General features: G+C 63.5%; 24 protein-coding genes and 1 tRNA gene. 15 read left to right on the forward strand and 10 right to left on the reverse strand.

Annotation, left to right across the window (positions count from 1 at the left end; all coding sequences use genetic code 11):
• On the forward strand, positions 1 to 533 hold a 533-nt coding region (locus tag AB3X89_RS13210), incomplete at its 5' end, for a transposase (RefSeq protein ID WP_368583679.1).
• 392 nt (positions 534 to 925) lie between these two features.
• Here AB3X89_RS13210 and AB3X89_RS13215 read toward each other — a convergent pair.
• Together AB3X89_RS13215 and AB3X89_RS13220 are read right to left on the reverse strand one after the other, a co-directional pair.
• On the reverse strand, positions 926 to 1,126 hold the full coding sequence (locus AB3X89_RS13215) for a hypothetical protein (protein WP_368583680.1): 201 nt from the start codon (positions 1,124 to 1,126) through the stop codon (positions 926 to 928).
• A 168-nt stretch (positions 1,127 to 1,294) separates the two neighbouring features.
• Complete coding sequence (locus AB3X89_RS13220; protein ID WP_368583681.1) at positions 1,295 to 1,549, reverse strand: hypothetical protein; 255 nt, start codon at positions 1,547 to 1,549, stop codon at positions 1,295 to 1,297.
• Positions 1,550 to 2,057: 508 nt separating this feature from the next.
• Here AB3X89_RS13220 and AB3X89_RS13225 point away from each other — a divergent pair.
• From AB3X89_RS13225 to AB3X89_RS13245, 5 genes are all read left to right on the forward strand, one after another.
• Positions 2,058 to 2,999 carry a DUF5996 family protein gene (locus tag AB3X89_RS13225; RefSeq protein WP_368583682.1) on the forward strand — a complete coding sequence of 314 codons (942 nt, stop codon included), beginning with the start codon at positions 2,058 to 2,060 and terminating at the stop codon, positions 2,997 to 2,999.
• Positions 3,000 to 3,073: 74 nt separating this feature from the next.
• A tRNA-Gln gene (locus AB3X89_RS13230) sits at positions 3,074 to 3,151 on the forward strand.
• A 288-nt stretch (positions 3,152 to 3,439) separates the two neighbouring features.
• Positions 3,440 to 3,688, forward strand: a complete 249-nt coding sequence (locus tag AB3X89_RS13235; protein WP_368583683.1) for a helix-turn-helix domain-containing protein — start codon at positions 3,440 to 3,442, stop codon at positions 3,686 to 3,688.
• Positions 3,689 to 4,197: 509 nt separating this feature from the next.
• Positions 4,198 to 5,067, forward strand: coding sequence for an NmrA family NAD(P)-binding protein (locus AB3X89_RS13240; protein WP_368583684.1), 870 nt, complete (start codon positions 4,198 to 4,200; stop codon positions 5,065 to 5,067).
• Positions 5,068 to 5,189: 122 nt separating this feature from the next.
• Positions 5,190 to 5,990, forward strand: a complete 801-nt coding sequence (locus AB3X89_RS13245; RefSeq protein ID WP_368583685.1) for an AraC family transcriptional regulator — start codon at positions 5,190 to 5,192, stop codon at positions 5,988 to 5,990.
• A 65-nt stretch (positions 5,991 to 6,055) separates the two neighbouring features.
• Here the strand turns inward: AB3X89_RS13245 and AB3X89_RS13250 are convergent, their stop codons facing one another.
• The gene (locus AB3X89_RS13250; protein WP_368583686.1) at positions 6,056 to 7,657 is read right to left on the reverse strand and encodes a DHA2 family efflux MFS transporter permease subunit; all 1,602 of its coding nucleotides are present in this window, start codon (positions 7,655 to 7,657) and stop codon (positions 6,056 to 6,058) included.
• 213 nt (positions 7,658 to 7,870) lie between these two features.
• Between AB3X89_RS13250 and AB3X89_RS13255 the strand changes: the two genes are divergently transcribed.
• Positions 7,871 to 8,545 (forward strand): alpha/beta hydrolase, encoded by a 675-nt coding sequence (locus AB3X89_RS13255; protein WP_368583687.1) that lies wholly within the window; start codon positions 7,871 to 7,873, stop codon positions 8,543 to 8,545.
• A 188-nt stretch (positions 8,546 to 8,733) separates the two neighbouring features.
• Positions 8,734 to 9,786, forward strand: coding sequence for a rod shape-determining protein (locus tag AB3X89_RS13260; protein ID WP_368583688.1), 1,053 nt, complete (start codon positions 8,734 to 8,736; stop codon positions 9,784 to 9,786).
• An 84-nt stretch (positions 9,787 to 9,870) separates the two neighbouring features.
• Here the strand turns inward: AB3X89_RS13260 and AB3X89_RS13265 are convergent, their stop codons facing one another.
• Positions 9,871 to 10,164 (reverse strand): contact-dependent growth inhibition system immunity protein, encoded by a 294-nt coding sequence (locus tag AB3X89_RS13265; protein ID WP_368583689.1) that lies wholly within the window; start codon positions 10,162 to 10,164, stop codon positions 9,871 to 9,873.
• An 11-nt stretch (positions 10,165 to 10,175) separates the two neighbouring features.
• Positions 10,176 to 10,820, reverse strand: coding sequence for an RNase A-like domain-containing protein (locus AB3X89_RS13270; RefSeq protein WP_368583690.1), 645 nt, complete (start codon positions 10,818 to 10,820; stop codon positions 10,176 to 10,178).
• Between the two features lie 283 nt (positions 10,821 to 11,103).
• Between AB3X89_RS13270 and AB3X89_RS13275 the strand changes: the two genes are divergently transcribed.
• Positions 11,104 to 11,892 carry an alpha/beta fold hydrolase gene (locus AB3X89_RS13275; RefSeq protein ID WP_368583813.1) on the forward strand — a complete coding sequence of 263 codons (789 nt, stop codon included), beginning with the start codon at positions 11,104 to 11,106 and terminating at the stop codon, positions 11,890 to 11,892.
• Positions 11,893 to 11,959: 67 nt separating this feature from the next.
• On the opposite strand, the gene AB3X89_RS13280 is transcribed toward AB3X89_RS13275, so the two are convergent.
• Entirely contained in the window at positions 11,960 to 12,361 is a 402-nt protein-coding gene (locus AB3X89_RS13280; protein ID WP_368583691.1) for a hypothetical protein, read from the reverse strand.
• A gap of 385 nt (positions 12,362 to 12,746) precedes the next feature.
• Here AB3X89_RS13280 and gltA point away from each other — a divergent pair, with 385 nt between their 5' ends.
• From gltA to AB3X89_RS13300, 4 genes are all read left to right on the forward strand, one after another.
• Positions 12,747 to 14,045 carry a citrate synthase gene (gltA, locus tag AB3X89_RS13285; RefSeq protein WP_368583692.1) on the forward strand — a complete coding sequence of 433 codons (1,299 nt, stop codon included), beginning with the start codon at positions 12,747 to 12,749 and terminating at the stop codon, positions 14,043 to 14,045.
• 322 nt (positions 14,046 to 14,367) lie between these two features.
• A complete protein-coding gene (locus tag AB3X89_RS13290) occupies positions 14,368 to 16,650 on the forward strand; it encodes a glycogen debranching N-terminal domain-containing protein (RefSeq protein WP_368583693.1) in 2,283 nt (760 codons plus the stop codon).
• The gene (locus AB3X89_RS13295; RefSeq protein WP_368583694.1) at positions 16,647 to 17,273 is read left to right on the forward strand and encodes a DUF429 domain-containing protein; all 627 of its coding nucleotides are present in this window, start codon (positions 16,647 to 16,649) and stop codon (positions 17,271 to 17,273) included. Before AB3X89_RS13290 ends, AB3X89_RS13295 begins: the two co-directional genes overlap by 4 nt.
• Positions 17,274 to 17,295: 22 nt before the next feature.
• Complete coding sequence (locus AB3X89_RS13300) at positions 17,296 to 17,952, forward strand: hypothetical protein (protein WP_368583695.1); 657 nt, start codon at positions 17,296 to 17,298, stop codon at positions 17,950 to 17,952.
• 5 nt (positions 17,953 to 17,957) lie between these two features.
• Here the strand turns inward: AB3X89_RS13300 and lhpH are convergent, their stop codons facing one another.
• Together lhpH and AB3X89_RS13310 are read right to left on the reverse strand one after the other, a co-directional pair.
• Positions 17,958 to 18,965 (reverse strand): trans-3-hydroxy-L-proline dehydratase, encoded by a 1,008-nt coding sequence (gene lhpH / locus AB3X89_RS13305; RefSeq protein WP_368583696.1) that lies wholly within the window; start codon positions 18,963 to 18,965, stop codon positions 17,958 to 17,960.
• Between the two features lie 28 nt (positions 18,966 to 18,993).
• A complete protein-coding gene (locus tag AB3X89_RS13310; RefSeq protein WP_368583697.1) occupies positions 18,994 to 20,115 on the reverse strand; it encodes a branched-chain amino acid ABC transporter substrate-binding protein in 1,122 nt (373 codons plus the stop codon).
• 186 nt (positions 20,116 to 20,301) lie between these two features.
• On the opposite strand from AB3X89_RS13310, the gene AB3X89_RS13315 reads away from it, so the two are divergent.
• The gene (locus AB3X89_RS13315; protein WP_368583698.1) at positions 20,302 to 21,027 is read left to right on the forward strand and encodes a haloacid dehalogenase type II; all 726 of its coding nucleotides are present in this window, start codon (positions 20,302 to 20,304) and stop codon (positions 21,025 to 21,027) included.
• Positions 21,028 to 21,246: 219 nt separating this feature from the next.
• Entirely contained in the window at positions 21,247 to 21,522 is a 276-nt protein-coding gene (locus AB3X89_RS13320; protein ID WP_368583699.1) for a hypothetical protein, read from the forward strand.
• Between the two features lie 88 nt (positions 21,523 to 21,610).
• Here the strand turns inward: AB3X89_RS13320 and AB3X89_RS13325 are convergent, their stop codons facing one another.
• Positions 21,611 to 21,886: a hypothetical protein gene (locus tag AB3X89_RS13325; RefSeq protein ID WP_368583700.1), complete on the reverse strand. Its 276-nt coding sequence runs from the start codon at positions 21,884 to 21,886 to the stop codon at positions 21,611 to 21,613.
• Between the two features lie 250 nt (positions 21,887 to 22,136).
• Positions 22,137 to 23,894 (reverse strand): winged helix-turn-helix domain-containing protein, encoded by a 1,758-nt coding sequence (locus AB3X89_RS13330; RefSeq protein WP_368583701.1) that lies wholly within the window; start codon positions 23,892 to 23,894, stop codon positions 22,137 to 22,139.
• Between the last annotated feature and the right edge of the window lie 90 nt (positions 23,895 to 23,984).

The following is a 23,984-nucleotide window of genomic DNA, read 5'->3' on the forward strand; positions in this document are numbered from 1 at the left end:
TCAAGGCGTGCGACGACGCGGGTATTGCGGCGCTGGTGCCAAAGAGCCAAACCTCCGGTGCAAAGGCTGACGGTCGGTTCGACCGGGCCGACTTCATTTACATCGCCAAAGATGACCAGTACCTGTGTCCGGCGGGTCAACGTGCGATATACAGGTACACGTCCTTTGAGAGTGCCAATCTGCTGAAACTGCGGACCTACTGGAGCAGCGCCTGTCCGCGCTGTCCGCTCAGAAACCAGTGCACGCCGGCTCCTTACCGGCGCATTCGCCGGTGGGAACACGAAGCGGTACTCGAGAGAATGCAACTCAGACTTGATCGCCAGCTTGACGCCATGACAATACGACGTCGAACGGTCGAACACGTGTTCGGCACACTGAAGCACTGGATGGGCTCAACCCACTTCCAGACGCGCAGGCTTGGGTACGTATCGACTGAAATGAGCTTGCATGTGCTGGCATACAACCTCAAGCGCGTCATCAGGATTCTCGGATTTGCAAAGACATTGCGAGCGATGAAGCTGGCAGGCGTGTGATCTCACGCCTGACCATGATTGCTCGCATAACGCGATCCGGTCAGTCGCTGGCAAACCGGAACTGCGCAGACGCGGTCTCACAGGTGCTCTTCCGGCCTGCCGGCCCAGACGTTTTTACACGGCCTCGGCCGATTCGAGTCAACTTACGAAAACTGGTCCTACGAAGGCAAGAGTGCCGACGAGAGCGTTGCTGTAGCCCGGGACTTTGTAGACGGTCTAGCAGGGCGATCGGTGTACATCGTGTTCGTGGTTGACGATCGCGACTGAACATTGGTGTCGAAACAACAGACCCGGCCGCGCGCCGGGTTTGTGCTTTATGGCGTCGGCGAGCGTTGCGTCGTCGCCGTTCAATTTGCTTCATTCATTGCTGGCCGTGAGCCGACGCCGTGCCGCTAGAAAATCCCCCTCGCCACCTCGCGGCGTGCGTCCTCATCGAGGTGCATTTGCCGGATTCCGGCGAGCGCGCGCTGGAGCCACGCGTCGGCGATCGCGCGATGTTCGTCGTGTGGCTGGTCGGCCGGTGCGGGCGTCGCATTGTTCAATTGCACGTCGCGGTTCGTCATCGAGATCCCCTTGTAGAAGTACACAGACATGACGCACGCAACAAAACGCGTGCAAACCGGCCGCCAACCCGCGCCGGTCATGGGTTTTTGCCGTGCACCACAAAGAAGTGACCCCGGCCGGTCAAAAAACCGGCGAGCTGCTTGAAGCCCATACGGGACAAGGCTTTGCCACGTGGTGCAAAATGCACCACACGGTGTTCAGCGTGGAAGCGGCATCGGGTTCGTCGCGCCGGTTCGTCCGTCGTCGTGCTCGCGCACAATCCGGCCGAAATGGGCGATGTGCCGCGCGATGGTGCGGGCGTCATCGGGCCTCACTTCGTCGCGGAGACGGCACAGTTCCGTCTGCTGGAATTCGAGCAGTTCGACGCGCTGCGCGTCCGGTGCCGGTCGGTGCAATTCGTCGTTAATTGCTGCGGCGAGCTGGGCGATGCGCTGGCCGATGATGCCGCACATGACCTCGTAACCGACGCTCGCGTCAAAACTGTCTTCGTGCGTTTCCTGATGCGTTAGCTTGAGCGTGGCAGGGCGCAGTTGGCGCAGCCACTTCCGGGTTGTCGCTACGGGTTGTTGCGCTGCAAAATGAATTTGATGTGGTCCGATTTTTTATATTCACGTATCGGCCGTCCGAGGGCTTCCCGCACACTTTATGTTCCTGGATTCTCCGTAGTTAAGCGTCTGCGATTGGGTCCCCGCAGACTTTATCCGTGGTTTCCGGAGGTGACCGCGACGTAACGACGGACGTTAGAGCGGTCTTTTCCGCAGACTTTAGCGTGCACAGATAAGACCGCGCTCGGCTGAACCTTGTGGGCGAGCAGGCCTGCGCAACCGGTAGCCACCGGATTGCGCGACAGGTGACAAGACTTTGCGTCTGGCGTAAGGTCATTCAGCGACCAGCGCACCTTGAAGGACTAGGGCGCGCGTCATTTGGCGATGACACAGACGAATTTGTGATGGAGCCGCTATGAGCGCGAACTGGACTGATATTCCGTACGACGCCTGGCGCGACACGTGCGCCGCGTTGCACCTCTACACGCAAATCGCCGGCAAGTACAAGCTCGCCCGAACCCCATGGCTGAATCATTCGTGGCACGCTACGTTGTACGTCAGCGCGCGTGGCCTGACGACGTCGCTTATCCCCGATGCCAGCGGCGTGGAGATCGAGTTCGACTTGCTCGAACATCGCGTGCTCGGCAGCGCTGCCGATGGACGCAAGGCGCACTTTGCGCTCGCCCCGATGTCGGTTGCACAATTCCACGCGAACTTTTTGGATCTGGTTGCGCAACTCGGAGGCAAGCCCGTGTTTCACGGCCGACCCAACGAGATCCCGAACCCCGTGCCGTTCGAGGACGACCATGCAGCGCGCCCGTACGACGCGGATGCCGTGAGCCGCTTCTTTCGAGCGCTCGTCACGGTCTGTTGTGTGCTTGAGCGGTTTCGTACCGGTTATATCGGCAAGGTCAGCCCGGTTCATTTTTTCTGGGGTAGCTTCGATCTCGCCGTGACGCGTTTTTCTGGACGCCGCGCGCCTCTCCATCCCGGCGGCGTTCCAGCGCTACCCGATGAAGTGACGCGCGAAGCCTACAGCCACGAAGTATCGTCGGCCGGGTTCTGGCCGGGGGGACCGGCGACACCTTTCCCGGCGTTTTACTCTTACGCTTACCCGTCGCCTGACGGCTTTTCCAACGCAACACCCCAGCCGGGCGGCGCCTATTTCGACGACAAGCTTGGCGAATTCATCCTTCCGTACGAAAGCGTCCGCACGTCGAACGACCCCGAGCAAGCGCTGCTGGCTTTTCTCGAGAGCACGTATCAAGCGGCCGCGGATCTCGGCGGCTGGGACCGGGCGGCACTCGAATGCCGGGGAGGTGAGCCGCTCAGGCCGCGACCGGTGGATCACCATTGAGCGAACCCATCTCACCGGATCTGCGAGAACCCTTTGCTCTTTGCGAATCCTCTGGTAGGATCTCGCCCCTACGTAGGGGAGTCGCCAAGCTGGCCTAAGGCACCGGATTTTGATTCCGGCATTCGAAGGTTCGAATCCTTCTTCCCCTGCCATCACTCTCTTTCAAGCCCTGGATCTATCCAGGCGTCGGTCTTTCTGGCCGACATCGCGCACTTCACTCTCTGTGCGACGACTCCATCCCACATGCATGCAATCGAGCCCTTCACACTCGATGCGTCCCATTTTCAGACATCCCGCCAACGTCGATCCTCTGTCAGCGTCCGATTTTGCGACACATCGCTGCTGCGGATGACCCCTCGCTTTCATCCCTGAACGCCAACTGAGGACGGCTTCGTTACTTTCTTCTCCTTTATATGCTTTTGACGTCGAGCCAAACTGCCGTGTCGCTCGACGATTTGCCTGCCGAGTTGCTCGATGACATCTCGATGTCCGGGGCCATGCCTTCACTGCGGGACGAGAACGCAAGTCTGGAGGCTACGGAACGTTCAGCCATTGCACGCGCCGTGCACAATGCACATGGCAACCTTGCGCAGGCCGCACGCGCCCTTGGCGTTTCGCGCAGCACGCTCTATCGCAAGATCGAGTTTTATCGGCTGGAGGGGATGGTCAAGCCAGCGGATAGGGAATGACGGAGGCTGTAGATCTTGGCCAGGCGAGGCAGGCCCAATGCGGCATGCGTTGCTCGACTAGCACAACGATAAACGAGAGCATCAGGGGTGGCTGGTGCAATGGCCATAACCGCACAGGAGAGACACCAACAGCGCAGGCTGCTGGAAGTCCTGCTCCATACCGGCGAAGACTACCGGCGCATCAATGACTGTGATCACGAGCTATTCACCTCTCTGGCGCTCGACGCGAAGGCCTTCCGAATCAGCGACTCACGCGTCGTGATGCGGCAGACCTTCTCGATGACGCGGCAAATGATGCAGGCGAGGCGCACGACGAGATTTAGCTAGCGGACCAGGGGCCGGCGCAAATACGTTTTACGTGTTGTGGCCGGCCCTGTTCTCTGACAAGCGACGCGCCGAGCGGATGACATCAAGTCACTAAACAAATGACATCCACGCTCTCGCGAAATCGCCGCGCCACACCGAGAATTCCTCCCATCACGGCATCCGCCGTCATCGAGGAGAGAAGCATGTTTGCAATTACCGGTGTGACAGGACAGGTGGGCGGCGCGGCGGCACGCGCGTTACTCGACGCGGGGCACGCGGTGCGCGCCGTGCTGCGCGACGAAAGCAAGGCGGCGCCGTGGCGCGAGCGCGGCGCCGAAGTCGCGATCGCGTCGTTCGACGACGCCGACGCGCTCACCGCCGCGTTTCGCGGCACGGCCGGCGTGTTCGTGATGATCGCGCCGAACTTCGCGCCGCTGCCCGGCTATCCGAACGCGCATGCGGCGGCCGCGGTGCTGAAGGAGGCGCTGTCGAAGGCACGGCCGGGGAGGGTGGCGGCGTTGTCGTCGGTGGGCGGGCAGCGCGAAACGGGGCTCGGCCTGATCACGCAGGTGCATATTCTCGAGCAGACGCTCGCCGGTCTGTCGATCCCAACCGCGATCCTGCGGCCGGCCTGGTTCATGGAGAACTCGCGGTGGGATATTGCGCCGGCCCGCACATCCGGCGTGATGCCGAGCTTTTTGCAGCCGCTCGACCGTGCGTTTCCGATGGTCGCGACAGCGGATATCGGCCACGTCGTTGCACAGACGCTCACGCAGTCGTGGCAGGGGCGACGCGTGATCGAGATCGAGGGGCCGCGGCGTTATACGCAGCGCGAGATCGCCGAGATGCTCGGCGACCTGCTCGGACGCCCGGTCGAAGCGCGCACGGTGCCGCGCGAGCAGTGGCAAGCGCAGTTTCAGGCCCAAGGCACCGAATGGCCCGCGCCGCGGATCGAGATGCTCGACGGCTTCAACTCGGGATGGATCGATTTCGAGGATGGCGTGAACGAGCGGGTGGTCGGGACGACCTCGTATCGGACGGTGCTGGAGCAGTTGGTGAGGCGGGCAGGATAGGCCGGGTCTCGGGCGGGGCCGCGCTCGAGGTTGCCGGACCGTGTGAAGCCGCCCCGCAACCGGGCCCCGCGCGCGTGCTAATCTTGCTCCCTTCGCGGACGTCCCGCGTCAGAGCAGACACCATGACGGAAGCCTTCGATCCGGACGGCATCGAGCAAGCGGTCTTCGTGGTCGGCGAGCGCCATGCGACGCTGGACGGGCCGTGGCGCGCGTATCGGCGCGCGCATCTGATTCACGTCAGCGAAGGCGTGCTGACGGTGCGCACGAAGTCCGGCCGCTGGGTCGTCCCGCCCGCCCGCGCGCTGTGGATTGCCGCGAATACGCCGCACTGCCTGCACGCGAGGCGGCCCGTGCAGTTGTATTCGCTCTACGTCGCGATCGGTTCCGCGATGGACGCCACCGCCGATCCCGCCTTAGACCCCGCCTTCGACCCCGCGCCGCTGCCCACGCAGACCGGCGCGCTGATCCCCGACACGCTGGTGCAGGCGCTGCTCGCCACCGCGGCCGATCTGCCGCACGATCACCCTCCCGACGAACCCGCCCGCCGTCTGCTGCAGGTGCTGCTGGATCGCGTCGCCGGCTTGCCCGCCGCGCCGCTCGGCCTGAACTGGCCGGGCGATCCGCGCGCGCAGCGCATCGCCGAGGCGCTCAGCGCGAATCCCGCGCAATCGCTGGTGCTCGAGGAACTCGCCGCGGCCGCCGGCGTGACCGCGCGCACGGCCGCGCGTCTGTTCGCGAAGGAAACGGGGCAGACCTTCGGGCAATGGCGCCAGCAGTTGCGCCTGCTAGCCGCGCTCGAACATCTCAGCGCCGGTGAGAGCGTCACGCAGGCGGCGCTCGAAGTCGGCTATAACGACGTGTCGTCGTTTATCGCGGTGTTTCGCGATGCGTTCGGCGACACGCCGGCGCGCTATTTCCGCTGACGCAAGCTCGCGGCCACTCCCCAGCCACCGCGCGAGCGTCGCCGTCGCGCGCGACCGAAGCTGCGTCAATGCGCGCCGGCCGCATCCGGGCCACCGCCGCCTTTGGCTGGCCGCGTGATCCAGATTAGCGGAATGATCAGCACGAAGATGATCGCCGACACAAAGAAGATGTCGTTCAGGCCCATCATCGCGGCCTGGGTGTTCACGGTGAAATCGAACAGCGCATCCGCCGATTGCGGACTCAGATGCAGCACCGACTGCGTGTTGTCGATCTGCTGCGCGAACAACGGGTTGTCGACCGACGCCTGTTCGGTGAGCCGCACGTGATGCAGGATCGTGCGGTTGTTCCATGCGGTACCCGCGATCGACGTGCCCACCGCGCCGCAGAACACGCGCACGAAATTCGATAGACCCGCCGCCGCCGGAATCCGGCTCTGCGGCTGGCCGGACAGGATGATCGCCGTCAGCGGCACGAAGAACAGCGCCATCGGAATGCCTTGCAGCAGCGTCGGCAGCACGAGGTGCCATGTGTCGATCTCGATCACGTACTTCGAGCGCATGTAGAACACGATCGCGAAGCCGACGAACGCGACCGTCGAGATCACGCGCGCGTCCGAGTGCGGCAGCACGCGGCCGAGTATCGGCGCAAGAATGATCGCGAAGATGCCGAGCGGCGCGGTGACCAGACCGGCGTCGATCGAGCGGTAGTTCAGATACTCCTGCATCCATTGCGGCAGCAGCACCAGATTGCCGAAGAACACCCCGTATGCAACCGAAATCGCGATCGTGCCGCCGAGAAAATTGCGCTGCTGAAAAAGCCGCAGATCGACGATCGGGTGCTCCTCGGTCAGCTCCCAGACGAGGAAAAACGCAAAGCTGATCAGCGCGACGAGGCCGAGAATCGAGATCACCGGCGACGAGAACCAGTCGAGATCCTTGCCCTTGTCGAGCATGATCTGCAGCGACGCGACCCACGTGATCAGCAGGCCGAGGCCGACCACGTCGATCGGCGGTTTGCGCGTCGGCGATTCGCGGGTGCGGTAGATCATCCACGTGACGCCGGCCGCGAACAGGCCGACCGGGATGTTGATGTAGAAGATCCACGACCAGCTATAACTATCGGTGATCCAGCCGCCGAGCGCCGGACCCGCGATCGGGCCGACGGTGGCGGTCATCGCCCACAACGCGAGCGCGGTCGACGATTTCTCTTTCGGATACGAGCCGAGCAGGATCGCCTGCGACAACGGAATCAGCGGGCCGGCCACGGCGCCCTGGAATACCCGCGCGAGCAGCAGGATCGGCAGCGTCGGCGCGACGCCGCACAGCCAGGACGCGAGCGTGAACGACAGGATCGCGCCGACGAACAGCTTCACCTGGCCGATGCGCTGCGTGAGCCAGCCGGTCAGCGGAATCGCCACTGCGTTGGAGGCCGCGAACACGGTGATCACCCACGTGCCTTCGTCGACCGAGACGCCGAGGTTGCCCGAAATGGTCGGAATCGCGACGTTCGCGATCGACGTATCCAGCACGTTCATGAAGGTGGCGAGCGCGACCGCGATCGTCGCGAGAACCAGCCGGCCGCCTTCGAGAGGCGCGGGCGGCGGCGGTGGCGCGGGGGGCTGAGGCGGCGGCGACGCGGAATCAGGCGCGGCGTTGGGCTGGCTCAAACGGCGTTCTCCGGATGGTTTGCCTCGGACCGTGCGGCGCGGCGGCGGGTCCGTCGATGCGCAAAAGCATACCCGCATTCGCCCGCCGGCGTCGGCCGCAGCCGCGGCCGATGCGGCTCCCGGCGACGCGAATGCGGCACGCGGCGTATGCTCGCGGCTAGGGCTGAGCCACCACGGCCAGAGCCACTAAACCACGGAAAAAAGGACACCACCATGAGTTGGCAGCAATTCGAACACGGCTGGCGGCGCGCGCCGAATACGGCACCGCAGAACGCGCCCGCGACGAGCCTCGTCGTGCTGATGCACGGCGTCGGCAGCAACGCGCGCGATCTGATGCCGCTCGCCGATATCTGGAGCGACGAGCTGCCCGGCACCGCATTCGTGTCGCTCGACGGCACCGATCCGTTCGACGGCGGCTTCGGTGGCCGCCAGTGGTTCAGCCTGCGCGACGTCGACGGAGCGAACCGCGAGGCGCGCGTCGCCGCCGCCTATCCGGCGCTGCGCCGCGTGCTCGATGCAGAGCTTGCGCATTGGCAGTTGTCTTTCGATCGGCTTGCGCTGGTCGGCTTCTCGCAAGGTTCGATCATGGCGCTGCATCACGTCGCGTCTAGCGCGGAGGGCGCGGCGGGCGTCGTCGCGTATTCGGGGCGGCTCGCCTCGCCGATCGTCTCGTCGAACCGCGCGACGCCGCTCACGCTGGTCCACGGCGAGGACGACGAGGTGATCCCGGTGCGCGAACTCGAATTCGCGGCCGACGCTTTCAGCGCCGCCGGCTACCCGGTCGACGCCTACATGCTGCCCGGCGTCGGCCATACGATCACGGCCGACGGCGTCGCGCTCGGCCGTGACGCGCTGGAACGCGCACTGGGCAAGCTGTCGCGCGATTGACACAACTCCGATAGAAAGCGGGCCTAAAGATTCTGATGAGCTTGCCGTCATACGGGCAATAGCTTGAAAATCACCCCCGCCGCGCGGGAAGCGCAACGCCCAGCGGGCGTGTCGCGCGGCTTCGGGGACCCGGGGGCGCATTTCCAGACCGCCCAAGAAGGCGGATAACGACACATCAGAGCCTGCATATGGCCAGACCGACGCCGCATTACCCGCTCTTTGAGCGATTGTTCCGCCACTCCGTGGCGGTGGATCTCGGCACGGCCAACACCCTTATCTATACCGACGACGGCGGCGTCGTGCTGAACCAGCCGTCCGTCGTGTGCTTCGAGACGCAGCCCGCGAGCGGGGCGAAACGGATCGCCGCGATCGGCGCCGAGGCGCGCCAGCTGCTTGGCCGCGCGCCGCGCAATCTCGAAACGGTGCGGCCGATGCGCCACGGCGTCATTGCCAACTTCGCCGCCGCCGAACACATGATCAAGCAATTCGTCGACATGGCGCGGCCGCGCTCGCTGTTCAGCCGGCGCGCGGCATTCACGCTGTGCGTGCCGGCCGCGGCGACCCATGTCGAGCGCCGCGCGATCCGCGAAGCGGCCGAGGCGGCCGGCGCGTGGAAGGTCAGCCTGATCGGCGAATCGCTCGCGGCCGCGCTCGGCGCGGGGTTGCCGGTGCGCGATGCGACCGGCTCGATGGTGGTCGACATCGGCGGCGGCACCACCGAGGTCGGCGTGATCGCGCTGGGCGGCACCGCGTATAGCGGCTCTGTGCGCGTCGGCGGCGACAATTTCGATGCGGCGATCATCAGCTACGTGCGCAATCTGTACGGTGTGCTGCTCGGCGAGCAGACCGCCGAGCACGTGAAGAGAGCCATCGCCTCGGCCGTACACGACGTGCCGCTCGAGCAGATCAACGCAACCGGCCGCAGCGTCGACGACGGGCTACCGCGCACGGTGCAGCTTAGCAACCGCGATATTTCGGAGGCGATCGAAGCGCCACTGAGTCAGGTGATCGGCGCGGTGAAGCGCGGGCTCGAATCGGCCCCAGCCGAACTCATCACGGACATCGCGTACAAGGGCATCGTGCTGACTGGTGGCGGCGCGCTGCTCCGCAATCTGGGGCGGCGTTTGAGTGAGGAAACCGGCCTCGACGTGCACGTCGCCGACGAACCGCTGACCTGCGCGGTGCGCGGCGCTGGGGCGGCGGCAGCGGCGGGGTGGGTGGACGAAGCCGGGGACGCGTGAGCGGTGGGCGGGGGTTGGTTGCCTGCCAAATTGCGCATGCACCGGCTGACATCGAATCTTCCGCGCGCGGCGACGACCAGTGGATTACGCGCTCAGAAGGCGCTCCAATTCGTCGAGAAACGATGCAGTCGTATGACTCCACAACTTAGGGTCAAACTGCGAGCCATATGCTTCTTCGAACGCAGCGTCCAGATGGTCGGAATGTGCCTTCCTGAAACTCTCGATTTCAACAAGGATGCCCTTGATGCTTTCTGTGGAGCTATCCCGTTTATAGCAACCTACGATAGCTTCAATGGTGCTTCCCCAGTACGAGCAATCCTCGTTGAGGTACACACCAAAAAGCTGATTAAGTTCGGGATACAGTGGATTCTCTTTCATAAGCGCTTTTCTCACAGACCGACGAAAGCCGTTAGGACGTAATACGGCATGCCATTGTAGGTTTCACGCTTGAGCACAACCAGAATCTTGTTTCCCTTCACGAGCCGGCCCGTTCTTCTGACGACCCCATAACCGAGATCTCCGGATACGTGTTTTGTTATACGCAGCGGGGCACGCATTCCGGTTGACTGCGCCCACAGACGAATCCGGTCGGCGTCGGCCATCATCACTTTCGAAATTGCTCTCTCAGCCGTTCTCTGGTCTTTAAATGACGTCGCTGCTGGTATCCAGGGTTCGTCTATCAGCCGTTGTCGCAACCACGCCTCATCTTTTCCGACATGCTTCAAAAGCGTATGGCCGCCGATCCCGTTCAGCGTTTTTGCTTCATGCTCCTTCAGTCTGATCCGGCCCATCGTTACGCTGGCCGCGCGTGCAGCCTTGACCGAGCCGGCGAAGCCAAATGGCACGACCATATCGATCGACAGGCCGATATTGTGCGCCATGTCAGGTGGTGCTTTCATCGTCGCGGCCAGCTTGCTCGTGCCCTGCTGGATCAGTGTGGCAGTATCCTGGCCCGTCCAGATTTGACGCAAACCCGCCGAAGCGGTATCTGAGCCATGGACGCCGAACACAACACATCCAGCCTTGCTCGCCATTGTCGGTTCCGGCAGCACACACAGAGCAGCCGCCCCGACCATCTCCAGCGTGGTCGGGGCACCTTGCGGACATCTACCCGACGCGTCGCCGGAGCCTATGTGACAATACGCGTCGCGTCCCGTTTCCCGAGCCGCCGATACGCCCGCTTCTCAATGCCCGTTGCCCGCCCCGCGCACATCCGCGCCCCGACGCCGCGCTGTCCGTAAACCAACCGTGAATCAATCCGTCTCCGCTTCGTCGCTGTCCTCACCATCCTTCATCGACCTACGTAGCGGCTTGCGCATGCGTTACATCGAGGCCGGCAACGGCGAACCGCTGCTGTTCGTGCACGGCTCGTTGTGCGACTACCGCTACTGGCAGCCGCAACTGGCGGGTCTGTCGAAGCGCTATCGCTGCGTCGCGGTCAGTCTCACGCATTACTGGCCAGTCACCGATAGCGAGGCGGACCTGCCGTTCAGCTGGAGCAGCCACGCCGATGAAGTGGCGGAGTTCATCGCTGGTTTCGGCGCGGGGCCCGCGCATGTGGTCGGGCATTCGCGCGGCGGTTGCGTCGCCTATCATTGCGCGCGACGCCATCCCGAACACGTGCGTACACTGACGCTCGCCGATCCGGGCGGCCCGCTGCAGATCGCCGGACGTCCGCCAGCGAGCGTGCCGGAGCCGGTCAACGCATTGCGCGCGAAAGCGGCTCAACTGATAGAAAGCGGCGCGGTCGAAGCAGGCTTGCAACTGTTCGTCGATTCGGTGAGCCGTCCCGGCTTCTGGGCGATGAGCACGCCGGGTTTTCGCCGCATGGCGACCGACAACGCGCACACGCTCGCGCGGCAATTCCGCGATCCGCTACCCGCCTACGTGCCCGAGGACGCGGCGGACCTGCGCTGCCCGGTGCTGCTGATCGACGGCGAGAAAAGTCCCGACATGTTCCACCGCACGGTGACGGCGTTGCAGGGATGGTTGCCCGATGCGCGCCGCGAAACGGTGCGCGGTGCGTCGCACGGCATGAACCTCGCGCATCCGTCCGCGTTCAATCGTTACGTGGATGAATTCATTCAGGCCGTGAGCGCGCGCTGAGGAAGTGACGCGAACATCAACGGGCGATCGGCCGGCGCGTGTCGCCGCCGATCGTCCGTTGACAGCATCAGGCCTTGCGATGCGCGTCTTTGTCGAGCGCGCGTTCGGCCGCTTCGCCGACGAGCCCGTGATAGTACAGATGCACGCCGATCGCGAGCGAATCGTTGCGGATTTCGTGGAACACCTTCCACGCCTTCACCGGGTCCGTGAAAAGCAGATAGTGTGCTTCCCGCGCGATCAGAGCCGCGACTTCATGCAGGCCGTGTCCGTGCAGCACGTCGACGAGCGTGTCGAGGCTGCGATGGGTGCGCGCGTCGGTGCGCGGATAGAGCATGTGCAGCACCGCGACGTCCTGCGTCTTCAGCGCCGCCGACAACGCGACGACGATATCCTGATGATTCAGCGCGGTGACCGTGTGGTCTTCGGTATGGACGTGATCCGGAAACAGCGTTTCGAGAGAGGCATTCATCTGTATTCGTCCTGCTTTTCTGTGTGACCAAAAAAGCCCGCTTCGAATCGCGGGCCGCAAGCATCAATGCACGCACCCAGTATCGCAGACGGATCGAGCCCGACGCAGTCTGCTGGCAGCAAAACATTGTTGCAGCTGGTGTTCCGACTTTCGAACAACTTTCATCGGCAGCGCGATGCCAGCGCCCCGTGCCGACAACGAATGTTGCGCACGCGGAGATGGACTGTTGCGAGCAATCGACGCAATCAACGACACGCCGGCCCGTAGAATGCGCAGCGGAACCTGAGCATGCCCGTACCGGTTCGAGAGCGGCGACGTCGCGCCTCGCCGTACGACCGCGATGCATGCCGGAACGACTGCGGTATCAAGCAAAAGGAACACGTAGATGAACTCGAAGTCACACGCAACGCTGAGTTTTTCCGACAGCGACCAGACCATCGATCTGCCGATCTATCAGGGCTCGTTGGGCCCGGACGTGATCGACATCCGCAAGCTGTACGGCCAGACCGGCAAATTCACGTACGACCCGGGCTTCATGTCGACGGCGGCGTGCAACTCCGAAATCACGTATATCGACGGCGACAAGGGCGAGCTGCTGTACCGCGGCTATCCTATCGACAACCTCGCGCAGAACGCCGACTTCCTCGAAACCTGCTACCTGCTGCTGAAAGGCGAACTGCCGAACGCGCAGCAGAAAGCCGAGTTCGAGAACACCGTCAAGCAGCACACGATGGTGCACGAGCAGATGCACTTCTTCTTCCGCGGCTTCCGTCGCGACGCGCACCCGATGGCGATTCTGGTTGCCGCGGTCGGCGCGCTGTCCGCGTTCTATCACGACTCGCTCGACATCACGAGCCAGCAGCATCGCGACCTATCGGCGATCCGCATGATCGCGAAGCTGCCCACGCTGGTTGCAATGGCGTACAAGTACAGCATCGATCAGCCGTTCGTGTATCCGAAGAACGACCTGTCGTACAGCGCGAACTTCATGCGCATGATGTTCGCGAATCCGGCCGAGGAGTACGAGGTCAACGACGTGCTGGTGCGCGCGCTCGACCGCATCCTGATCCTGCACGCGGACCACGAGCAGAACGCGTCGACGTCGACCGTGCGTCTCGCCGGTTCGTCGGGTGCGAATCCGTTCGCGTGTATCGCGGCGGGTATCGCGTGTCTGTGGGGCCCGGCGCACGGCGGCGCGAACGAAGCCGCGCTGAACATGCTGGAAGAAATCGGCTCGGTCGACAACATTCCCGAGTTCATCGAGCAGGTGAAGGACAAGAACTCGGGCGTGAAGCTGATGGGCTTCGGCCACCGTGTGTACAAGAACTATGATCCGCGCGCGAAGCTGATGCGCGAAACCTGCCACGAAGTGCTCGAAGAGCTGGGCCTGCACGACGACCCGCTGTTCAAGCTCGCGATGGAACTCGAAAAGATCGCGCTCGAAGACGAATACTTCGTGTCGCGCAAGCTGTACCCGAACGTCGACTTCTACTCGGGTATCGTGCAGCGCGCGCTGGGCATTCCGACGTCGATGTTCACGTGCATCTTCGCGATGGCACGCACGGTCGGCTGGATCGCGCAGTGGAACGAAATGATCGCCGATCCTGAGCAGAAGATTGGCCGTCCGCGTCAGCTGTTCGTCGGCGAGACGCTGCGCGAGGCAAAACCGGTCGCAAAGCGGTAACAGGCCGGATCGACGCCCACCAACGCGTTTGACGACGGTCCCGAACCCACGGCTCACGAGGCCGTGGGTTTTTTGCGTTCCGCGCGTTCCTCCGCCTGCACGTCCTGTGCCACCGAAAACGGCGTCAAAAAATGGCGCAAAAAGCCGAAACTCCTACGCGATAACTTCGTCTCACGCCCTCAGAGCCTCTACAATCGGATGGGCTGGCTGGCCGACCGGGGCCGGCCAACCGTGGGGGCGGCCAGGCCGGCCACCCCGGCGGCGAATCCGAGGCGAGACCCGAAGTGCAACTGAAAGCAGCAGCGAATTCATAGGAGCGACCTTGAAACAGCAGCCAGAAGCCCTCGGCGGGCTGACCCACTCGGGCGGCGTCGATCATCGCGATCCCGAGCAGGACGGCGTCTTCATCCCGACGGAAAACCTCAACGTCGCGAGCGCCACGCAGCACGTGCTCAAGTCGGGCGACACCTTCATCGTCAACGATCCGCTCGGCGATATCACAGGTCACGACGACGGCCTGTTCGTCAACGACACCCGCGTGATGTCGCAACTGCGGCTGACCTTCGGCGGGCGCGCGCCGTCGCTGCTGTCGGGCAGCGTCAGCAGCGACAACACCACGTTCACCGCGCATCTGACCAACCGACCGCTGCCGCCGCTCGGCGGTGACAGCACCCCCGAAGGCGTAATCCACGTCGAGCGTGTGCGCGTGCTGTCGGGTACCGTGCTCAACGAGGCGATCGAGCTCACGAACTACGGCACGAGCGATGCGACCGTGCCGCTGTCCATTTCGTTTTCCAGCGATTTCCGCGACATGTTCGAAGTGCGCGGCCTGAAGCGCGACAAACAGGGTCGCGTGCAGCCCGCGCGGGTCGAGAATCAGCAGGTGCTGCTCGGCTATGTCGGTCTCGACGACGTCGCGCGCAACGTGCAGATCGCGTTCTCGCCGCAGCCGGACAAGCTGTTCGCCGACCGCGCCGACTACACCGTCAAGCTGCCCGCGCAGGCATGCGTGTCGATCTATCTGTCGGTGGCCGTGCACGTCGTGCCGATGACCAGCAAGCCCGGCGCCGACGTGTCGCAGCCCGTGCACGCGCTGAGCGAAGCGCATTTGTCGCAGATCGACGCGGAACGCCCGCGCGTCGGCCGTGCGGCGGTGCGCGCGGCGCTGGTGGATGCCCATCTGGTGATGCGCGAGCGACGCCGCGCGAGCGCGCGCGTGCGTACGAGCAACCCGCTGTTCAACGCATGGATCGACCGCTCGTTCGCCGACCTGGAACTGTTGACGACGGATCTCGCGACTGGCCCGTACCCGTACGCGGGCATCCCATGGTTCTCGACCCCGTTCGGCCGCGACGCGGTGATCACGTCGCTGCAAACACTGTGGCTGCAGCCGCATCTCGCGGCCGGTGTGCTGCGCTTTCTCGCCGAGCACCAGGCGCGCGAGAACTCGCCGTTTCGCGACGCCGCGCCGGGCAAGATCATGCACGAGATGCGCAAGGGCGAAATGGCCGCGGCCGGCGAAGTGCCGTTCGCGCTGTACTACGGCGGTGTCGACACCACGCCGCTGTTCATCGTGCTGGCCGGCGCGTACGCGGCCCGCACCGGCGACATTGGGTTGATCGACGAATTGTGGCCCGCGCTCGAACGCGCGGCGCAGTGGGTCGCGGGCGTGTGCGACAAGAACCGGTACGGACTGCTCGATTACCAGCGCGAATCGGATGGCGGCCTCGCGAATCAGGGCTGGAAAGATAGTCACGACTCGGTGTTTCATGCGGACGGGCGCTTCCCCGACGGCCCGATCGCGCTGGTCGAAGTGCAGGCCTATGCGAGCGCCGCGTTCGACACGATGGCGCGCTTCGCGAAGCTGCGCGGTCTGCGCGACGCGGCCGCGCAGTATGCGGAGCGCGCGAAGAAGATCCGTCGCTGCGTCGAAGAAAAGTACTGGATGGACGAGGTCGGCTTTTACGGCATCGCGCTCGACGGTCATGGCGAGCTGTGTCGCGTGATGGCGTCGAACGCGGGGCATCTGCTGGCGTTCGGCCTGCCCACGCGCGAGCGCGGCGAAGCGTTGGTGCGGGCGCTCGACTCGACGCTGTTCCACACCGGCTGGGGCGTGCGCACGCTAGCGGCGAGCCAGGCGCGCTTCAATCCGATGGCGTATCACAACGGCTCGGTTTGGCCGCATGACAACGCGCTATGCGCGCGCGGGCTGTCGCGCTATGGCGCGAAGGGGTCGGCCGTGAAACTGCTGCAGGCGCTGTTCGAGGCGGCGGTGAATTTCGACATGCGCTTGCCGGAACTGTTCTGCGGCTTCCCGCGACGCCGCGGCGAGCCGCCCACGGCCTATCCGGTCGCGTGTTTGCCGCAGGCATGGGCGGCCGGCTCGCCGTTCATGATGCTCGAGGCGTGTCTGGGCATCACGATCGACGCCGAGCGCCGCGAAGTGCTGATCGAACAGCCGATGCTGCCCGAAGGCATCGACTGGCTCGAGGTCAGCGATCTGCGGGTCGGCGATGCGTCGGTGTCGATCACGTTCCGCCGGATCGGCGAGAAAGTGGTGGCGTCGGCGGAGCAGGGCGATGTGAGGGTGGTGGCGCTGCTTTGACGCCGCCGACGGTAGCGGGCATCGATGTCGGCGGGGACCGCAAGGGCAACCATCTGGTTATCCTGCGCGGCACCCGGATGCTGTGCAATCTCGCCAACGCGACCCCCGAACAGATGCTCGAGCGGTGTCGCGCGCACGAGGTGGCGGCGGTCGGCATCGATGCGCCGTGTCGCTGGCGAACGGGCGCGGCGGGAAGGCTGGCCGAGAAGGAACTCGCGCGGCAGCGGATCTTTTCGTTCGCGACACCGGCTCGCGAACACGCGATGGCCACTAAAAGCGGCTTCTATGGATGGATGTTCAACGGCGAGCGCATCTACGACGCATTCGCCGCCCAGTTTGCGCTTTTCGACGGCGGCGAAAAAATCACGGGTCGCGTGTGCTTCGAAACGTTTCCTCACGCGATCACATGCGCTTTTCTCGGGACGGACGTTGCATCCGCGAAGCAAAAAGGCCCGCAGCGCCGGGCTATTCTCGAACGGGAAGGCATCGCGACTGCGCCGCTGACATCGATCGACGATGTCGACGCGGCGCTATGCGCGTTGGCGGCACGTTATCTGCTCGAAGGCAGAGTCGATATATACGGTGACGAGTCGGGCGGATTCATCGTGGTGCCTGGACTTTGACGCTCACATTCTCGGAGGACGGGTGCACTTGGCACGACGTATCGGAGTATTGCTGCTATCCCTGGCGGCGTTGGGTTCGACCGCGGCGTCGGCGAACGACATTCAGTGTGCAACCACACAGCAACCCGCTGAGCGCGTCATTTGCGATCACGCGATCCTGAACAACGAGTACGACGACATCTTCGCGCAGCAACAGGCACTGCTCGGCAGCGGCAAACTGTCGTCCGCGCAACTGGCGCAGTGGCGGCACGCGCGCAACGCCTGTATCGATGTGCACTGCGTGGATGGCGTATTCGATAAGTGGAAGACGATGGCGCGGGCGCTCGAAGCTGGTCCGCAAGCGGCCGCGTCCGTCGTGGTGCCTTCTCAAACCACGATGGCGCCTGTCGGACCCAATCCGGAAGCGCCTGCTGTCGCGTCCGCGCCTGACGTGCCGCAGGCGTCGCAGGCCTCGCCGACATCGGAGGCTTCTCTGGTACGTCAAGGTAGCGCCGCCGGTGTGGCGCTTCCGCAACCGGTCGCGCCGGCGGCTTCAGCGCCGGTGGCTGCCTCGGCGGCGCCCCGTGCGGCCAGCAGCATGACCGGTCTGCCCAGCATGGGTGCCGGCCTGATCGTGGTCCTGCTCGTTGCGCTCGGGGCCGGTGTGTACTTCGCGCTTCGGAACCGGGAGAGAGCTTGAGGCGATTATCGGACGAGGAAACCGTAAGTTAGCGGGTCACGCTCGTCCACGATCCAGGTTGCGAAGCCGCAAACATAGGCGCTGCCCTCGACCTCGGGGATGACCGCCTTGAAGTCGCCGACGGTCGCCTCGCTGAGTACGCGCCCCTTGAAGACCGTGCCGATGATGGACTCGTTCACGAGTGTCTCGTTCATGGCCAGTTTCCCGCGCAGATAGAGTTGCGCGACGCGTCCGCCCGTCCCTGAGCCGGTGGGCGAACGGTCAACCTCACGGTCGGCGAACACGCAACAGTTGGCTTGCGTCGAGCCTTCGTGCCGCGGCGCATTGGCAATGATGGTGCCGTAGATGTGGTTGATTTCCGGGATGTCGGGGTGCTCAACCGGGTACGCTTGATTTGCAGCTTGTTTGACCTCGGCGCCAAACCGGATGAGTTCCTCGACAGAAGATTCGCGGACTGAGAGACCGTGCGGCGCACCGTCCGTATAGAAGTAGAACGCACCACCGAATGCGATGTCACCCTTTACCGTGCCAAACGACGGCGTCTGAACCGTGACATCCGTTTTCCAGATGAACGATGGAACGTTCACGAAACGTACGTTGCCGGCGTGTTCACCATCCCATTGCACGAAGGCCTCGATGAAACCGCACGGAGCGTCGATGCCAATGCGCGTCTCGGGAATCTGGCGCTGAACCCAGCCCAACTCGACCGCCGCGGTGGACAGCGCGATCACGCCGTGCCCGCAGTGGTCGCTATAGCCCTCGTTGTGGACGAAGATGATCCCGAAGTCTGCCGTAGGACTAACGGGTTCGGTCAGATATCCGCCGTACATGTCCGCATGACCACGCGGTTCGAACATCAGCGCGGTACGAATTTCGTCGGCGTTCTCTTTCAGCCACGCGCGACGTTTGACGATGGTGTCGCCGGGAAGGCGAGGCAGCCCGCTCGTCACGATACGGAACGCTTCGCCGCCGGTATGAACCTCGACTGTTGAAATGGTGCGACTGATTTTCATGGGTGCGTTGGAGTTCCTCGGTTGAACGTCACTGCCCGTACGGCACCGGAAGGCCGTTTCTGATCACATAGACGGTCGTGGGTGCGCCCTTCAGATCGCCGTTTTCATCGAACGAGTAGGTGCCTGCCACGCCCTTGTAGTTGGTCTTTGCCAACTGGGCGATGAGCTTTGCCTTGTCGGTCGTGGTGCCCGCTTTGACCATCGCATCGGCCAGCAGTTTTACGCCGTCGTAGTAGCTGACCGCATAGACCTGCGTATCAGTGTTGAAAGCGGCCTTGTATTTCTGCAGAAACTCACGGCCGGCTGGGGTCTTGTCGAGCGCAATGCCGCCCTGGGCGCAATACACGATGGACGCGGCATCACCGGCGACCTTACCCATATCGGCCGAGCAAATGCCATCGCCGCCAAGCAGCTTGGCACGCAGTCCGCGGGCGCGCATCTGCTTGGCCATCGGCGCGCCCTGAGCAGCGTATCCGCCGAAGAAGACGACATCCGGATTTTTGGCCTTGATGCTGGTCAGAATGCCGAGGAAGTCGGTCGCCGACGAGTTCGTGAACTGCTGGTCCACGATCTGGATTCCGTTTGCCCTGGCCTCTTTGATGAACTGCTCCGCCACGCCTTGCCCATAGGCCGTGCGGTCGTCGATCACCGCGGCGGTCTTGGCCTTCAATGTCTTGGCCGCAAACTGGCCCATCGTCCCGCCTAGCTGCTCGTCGCTCGCGCCGATACGGAAGATGTTCTTGAAGCCTTGCTTCGTCAACGCCGGGTTGGACGCAACCGGCAGCATCGGCACGCCGCCCGTGTTATAGACGCGCGATGCCGGAATCGCCACGCCCGAGTTGTACGGGCCCAGCACGGCGATCACGCCGCTGTCGACGAGTTTCTGCGCGACTTGAACGCCGATCTTCGGGTCTGCCTGGTCGTCTTCGGAGTCCAGTTTGAACGTGACTTTCTGGCCAGCTACCGTGACACCGCTCTTGTTGAGTTCGTCGATAGCGAGGCGGGCGCCGTTCTCGTTGTCCTTTCCGTTCGGCGCCTGGGGACCCGTGAGCGGAGCCGAGTGACCGAGCGTGACCACCGATTGAGCGTTGGCGGTCGCACAGATGCCGGCGGCAGTTAGGACAGCCATTGTTATGACGAGGGATCGCATGGAGTCTCCAGGTGTTGGACCGGGTTGATCAGATTAGCTCCGCTTCGGCGTGGGATCGCATTCGGGAAAACGCCAGGGTTTGCGAAGAGAAATGAAGCTGTCGCTTCGCCGCTGCATTAAAGTTCTGGTTCCGGCGCTTGCTCAATCCACTGTGGTCTTCATCATGGACATCTGACAGGAGGAGTCGTGAAACTGACCGATTTCGATGCACTGACTTTTGACTGCTACGGCACCTTGATCGACTGGGAGAGTGGCATCTTTGAAGCCCTGAAGCCTCTGCTGGAGCGAGCGAGGACGCCGCTCACGCGTGACCAGGTTCTCGAAGCCCACGCTCGCCACGAGTCGTCGCAGCAGATCTTCACGCCCGCGAAGCGTTATCAGGAACTGCTGTCCATCGTGTATAAGCGCATGGCAGAAGAGTGGAGCCTGCCCCACACCCACGAAGAATGCGTGGCGTACGGCCAGTCGATCAGAAACTGGCCGGCATTCCCCGATTCGGCAGCCGCGCTGCAATATCTGAAGCGGCACTACAAGCTGATCATCCTGTCGAACATCGACAACCAAAGTTTCACCTACAGCAACGCGAGGCTACAGGTTGAGTTCGATGCGATCATCACGGCGGAGGACGTCGGCTCCTACAAGCCGTCGCCGCGCAATTTCGAGTACATGCTGCAGAAGCTCGATCAGCGGGGCATCAGGAAGGAAAAAATCCTGCACACCGCAGAAAGCCTTTTCCATGACCACAAGCCCGCAAACGGGTTCGGGCTGGCGTCGTGCTGGATTTACCGGCGTCATTCGCAGCCGGGCTTCGGCGCGACGATGGACCCGGGCTCGCAGCCGAACATAGACTTCCGCTTCAACAGCATGGCTGACTTCGTCGACGCGCATCGGCAAGCGCTGGTGAAGCGCTGACGCAACGCAGAGCGGGCGGCGACATCAGCCCCCACTGCCGATCGAAAATTAAGGGCCTCTCTAGCCACCGTCTATTTGACCGCACGTGCTATCGGCGCAATATCGCCGTCAAGGCGTGCGCCGACCGGCCATTGGCGCCGAATCTCCGCCCGCCCCGACCGGCCATGCTTGCGGACCCACCGCAGCCGCCATCCTTCTTCACTATTCCGGAGAAGCGAAATGAAACTGTCTGGAATCTCCGTGGCCGCCGCGGCCGCGGCTTTTGCGTTTGTCGGTACCTCCGCTTACGCGCAGGCGCAGGCCACCGCCGACACCTCGCCGCCCGTCGCCGACCAGAACACGCTTACCGCCGTCGGCGGCTCACCTGGGCCGCAAAGCGCTATGGGTGCACCAATCGGCAAGACCCGCGATCAGGTTCGTCGCGAGACCATCGAGTGGCAACACGATCCCGAAGCTCAGCGACGCGAGAAGGAACTGTTCAATGGTGGCCAGTGACCGCGCAACCCGCCCGGCGCGTATCGATCGAGCCGGGCGGATGGAATCACCGGGCGAGCCAGCCTCGCGTGCAGGTTGCGCAATGCTCTTATGGCTGTTTGTACAGATCCTGGATGCGCTGTGCGTCGCCGTTGCGCTGCGACTCGACCATCTCGCGATAAACCTGATCGCGGGTCTTGCCCATGGGAGCGCCCATGGCGGTTTGGCCCGCCGGCGAGCCGCCGACGGCGGTAAGGGTGTTCTGGTCGGCGACGGGCTGCGACATCTCGGCCGTGGTCTGGGCCTGCGTTTGCGCATGAGCGGCGGTCCCAACCAATGCAAGGGCCGCAGCGGCGCCGGCCGCGGCCATTCTCAGCAGTTTCATTTTGCTATCTCCTGACAGTGGAACAGGATGGCGGCTGCGGTGTACCGCAAGTTCCGCCGGCCGGGGCGGACGGGCGTTTGACACGAATGGTCGATCGGCGCACGCCGTGAACCCGATCTTGCGCCGATAGCCCGGGCGGGCAAATAGACCGAGGCTAGAGAGAACCTTAATTCTTGTTCCCACGAACTCTTCACCAGCAGGTCGGAGTTGGGCGCCTGGACGCCGTCGATATCAGCCGCGCTGTATGGGTTCAGACGCCGATCTGCTTTTCGAGGCTGTCGAACCGGCCGCTCGACCGCCAGCGCTCGAACCACGGATTCGTGCGCAACTCGCAGAGCCGCGATGAGCGATCATCGAGCGCGACGTCAAGCCAGTGGAACATGTCCTCAGGTTGCCCCAGACGCGCGTGGATCTCAGCGAGCAACAACGGAGACGTGTAGCTTTCGCGATAGCGCGACAGCAGATCCGTACGCAGCCATTGCAGTACCGCGTCATGGCCGCCGCTGTCCCAACACTCGCGAATCGTCTGGGAGCGCGGTAGTTCGTTACAGCGGATCAGCGCTTCGACCGTCGCGTCCACCGACTCCTTGAGCAATCCCTTCACCTCGAACGCGGTCGCGATTAGCTGGTACATCAGCGGAGCGCGCTCGTCCGTCGCGCGGCTGAAGCATTCGCGCATCGCCTGCTGGTGATTACCTGACAGAATCAGATCGAAAGCTCGCGAGCCCTGAAACGCGAATGGATCGACCTGTTCAGCGCGCTTTTTCAGCACCTGGCCTTCAGCGTCGCGGCCGAGAGCCATCAACATGCGTGCATAGAGGCGATTGGCTTCCGGATGACTCGGATTGAGATGCAGCGCACGCAAAAACTCCGCTTCTGCCTTCGGCCAGTCCCAGTCGTAGAAATAGTGGACCGCCGCCATCGCATGATGGGCTTCGGGCAACTCGGGGTCGAGTTCGAGCGCACGCTCGGCCGCGGTACGCGCGAGCGGCCAGCCTTGCGCCGGTGGATCGAAGCCATGCACGACGGTTGCACCATGGAAAAGCGCGAGGCCCGCGTAGCCAAGCGCATACGCCGGATCGTGCTCGACGGCACTCTCGAAGTAGCTATGGCTGCGAAAAAAGTCCTCGCCGCTGAGCGCATGCGTGGCCGAAAAACATGGATCGAAATGGACGCGTCGATACCAGTAGTAGCGACCGCGCAGATATGCGTCGTGAGCCTCGGGCACGACGGGCAAGCGTCGCGCGAGCGCGGTCAGCTGATGCCGCGTCAAGGTAGGCGTGACCTCGGCGGCGAGCGCCGCGCCGAGTTGCTGCAAGTTGCTTAGCGCGCCCGCCGAGGCCGGCTCATAGGCGTGGCTCCAGATCTGCGTCTGGTCCGCGCAGCGGATAAGTTGGGCAAGGATTCGAAAGCGACGGCCCTCGCGCATCAATGATCCTTCGAGCACGTAGTCAAGCCTCAATTCCCTCGCGATTTCGGCGATGCTCTTGCCCGCGCGACGGTAGTACGCGGCGGTCGTTCGCGCGATCACGGCAAGCCGCTCCGCGCCTGCATTTCCGAGCGTGGCGGATATTTCGGCAGCGAGCGCTTCGCAGAGGACGTCCTGATTCTTATCGCCCGTCATGTTGTCGAACGGCAGCACCATCACGCGCACCGGCTGTGCTGCCGCAGCTACCGGCTCGTCGGGCCTGCTGATGCCGTCCAGCCTGTACCCTTTGCCTTTAATCGTTTTCACGTGGCGAGGCGCAATCGGATCGTCGCCCAGTGCGAGACGGATCTTGTAGATCGCGGTGTTAATGCCATTGTCGGTATCGTGAAAGCTTCCAGGGCTCCACAACGCATCGATGATGTCCGCGCGCGAGACCGCCTCGCCCTTACGCGACGCGAGCAGAATCAGCAGTTCCATCGGCAGATGTTCGAGGCGGACTTCGTCGCCGGCGCGCTTTAACTCGTAGCGCTCGATGTCGAGTTCGAATTCCGCGAACCTGACTACTCCGTTGGTCTTCATCGGCTTGTCCGTATGGGCGGGCAGCGCGGCGCCCCTCCGTCATACGCGGATCGTTTCAATTTCTCATAGTAGGAAAGATCCCAGATAATG

The sequence above is a fragment of the Paraburkholderia sp. BR14320 genome (genome assembly GCF_040948665.1).
Classification (GTDB): Bacteria; Pseudomonadota; Gammaproteobacteria; order Burkholderiales; family Burkholderiaceae; genus Paraburkholderia; species Paraburkholderia youngii.

What these genes read in the sequence shown, in the direction of transcription:
- AB3X89_RS13215 (WP_368583680.1), bottom strand. Translation starts at nt 1,126, where the DNA reads ATGTCTGTGTACTTCTACAAGGGGATCTCGATGACGAACCGCGACGTG.
- AB3X89_RS13220 (WP_368583681.1), bottom strand. Translation starts at nt 1,549, where the DNA reads ATGTGCGGCATCATCGGCCAGCGCATCGCCCAGCTCGCCGCAGCAATT.
- AB3X89_RS13225 (WP_368583682.1), top strand. Translation starts at nt 2,058, where the DNA reads ATGAGCGCGAACTGGACTGATATTCCGTACGACGCCTGGCGCGACACG.
- AB3X89_RS13240 (WP_368583684.1), top strand. Translation starts at nt 4,198, where the DNA reads ATGTTTGCAATTACCGGTGTGACAGGACAGGTGGGCGGCGCGGCGGCA.
- AB3X89_RS13245 (WP_368583685.1), top strand. Translation starts at nt 5,190, where the DNA reads ATGACGGAAGCCTTCGATCCGGACGGCATCGAGCAAGCGGTCTTCGTG.
- AB3X89_RS13255 (WP_368583687.1), top strand. Translation starts at nt 7,871, where the DNA reads ATGAGTTGGCAGCAATTCGAACACGGCTGGCGGCGCGCGCCGAATACG.
- AB3X89_RS13260 (WP_368583688.1), top strand. Translation starts at nt 8,734, where the DNA reads ATGGCCAGACCGACGCCGCATTACCCGCTCTTTGAGCGATTGTTCCGC.
- AB3X89_RS13265 (WP_368583689.1), bottom strand. Translation starts at nt 10,164, where the DNA reads ATGAAAGAGAATCCACTGTATCCCGAACTTAATCAGCTTTTTGGTGTG.
- AB3X89_RS13270 (WP_368583690.1), bottom strand. Translation starts at nt 10,820, where the DNA reads ATGGCGAGCAAGGCTGGATGTGTTGTGTTCGGCGTCCATGGCTCAGAT.
- AB3X89_RS13275 (WP_368583813.1), top strand. Translation starts at nt 11,104, where the DNA reads ATGCGTTACATCGAGGCCGGCAACGGCGAACCGCTGCTGTTCGTGCAC.
- AB3X89_RS13280 (WP_368583691.1), bottom strand. Translation starts at nt 12,361, where the DNA reads ATGAATGCCTCTCTCGAAACGCTGTTTCCGGATCACGTCCATACCGAA.
- gltA (WP_368583692.1), top strand. Translation starts at nt 12,747, where the DNA reads ATGAACTCGAAGTCACACGCAACGCTGAGTTTTTCCGACAGCGACCAG.
- lhpH (WP_368583696.1), bottom strand. Translation starts at nt 18,965, where the DNA reads ATGAAAATCAGTCGCACCATTTCAACAGTCGAGGTTCATACCGGCGGC.
- AB3X89_RS13310 (WP_368583697.1), bottom strand. Translation starts at nt 20,115, where the DNA reads ATGCGATCCCTCGTCATAACAATGGCTGTCCTAACTGCCGCCGGCATC.
- AB3X89_RS13320 (WP_368583699.1), top strand. Translation starts at nt 21,247, where the DNA reads ATGAAACTGTCTGGAATCTCCGTGGCCGCCGCGGCCGCGGCTTTTGCG.
- AB3X89_RS13325 (WP_368583700.1), bottom strand. Translation starts at nt 21,886, where the DNA reads ATGAAACTGCTGAGAATGGCCGCGGCCGGCGCCGCTGCGGCCCTTGCA.
- AB3X89_RS13330 (WP_368583701.1), bottom strand. Translation starts at nt 23,894, where the DNA reads ATGAAGACCAACGGAGTAGTCAGGTTCGCGGAATTCGAACTCGACATC.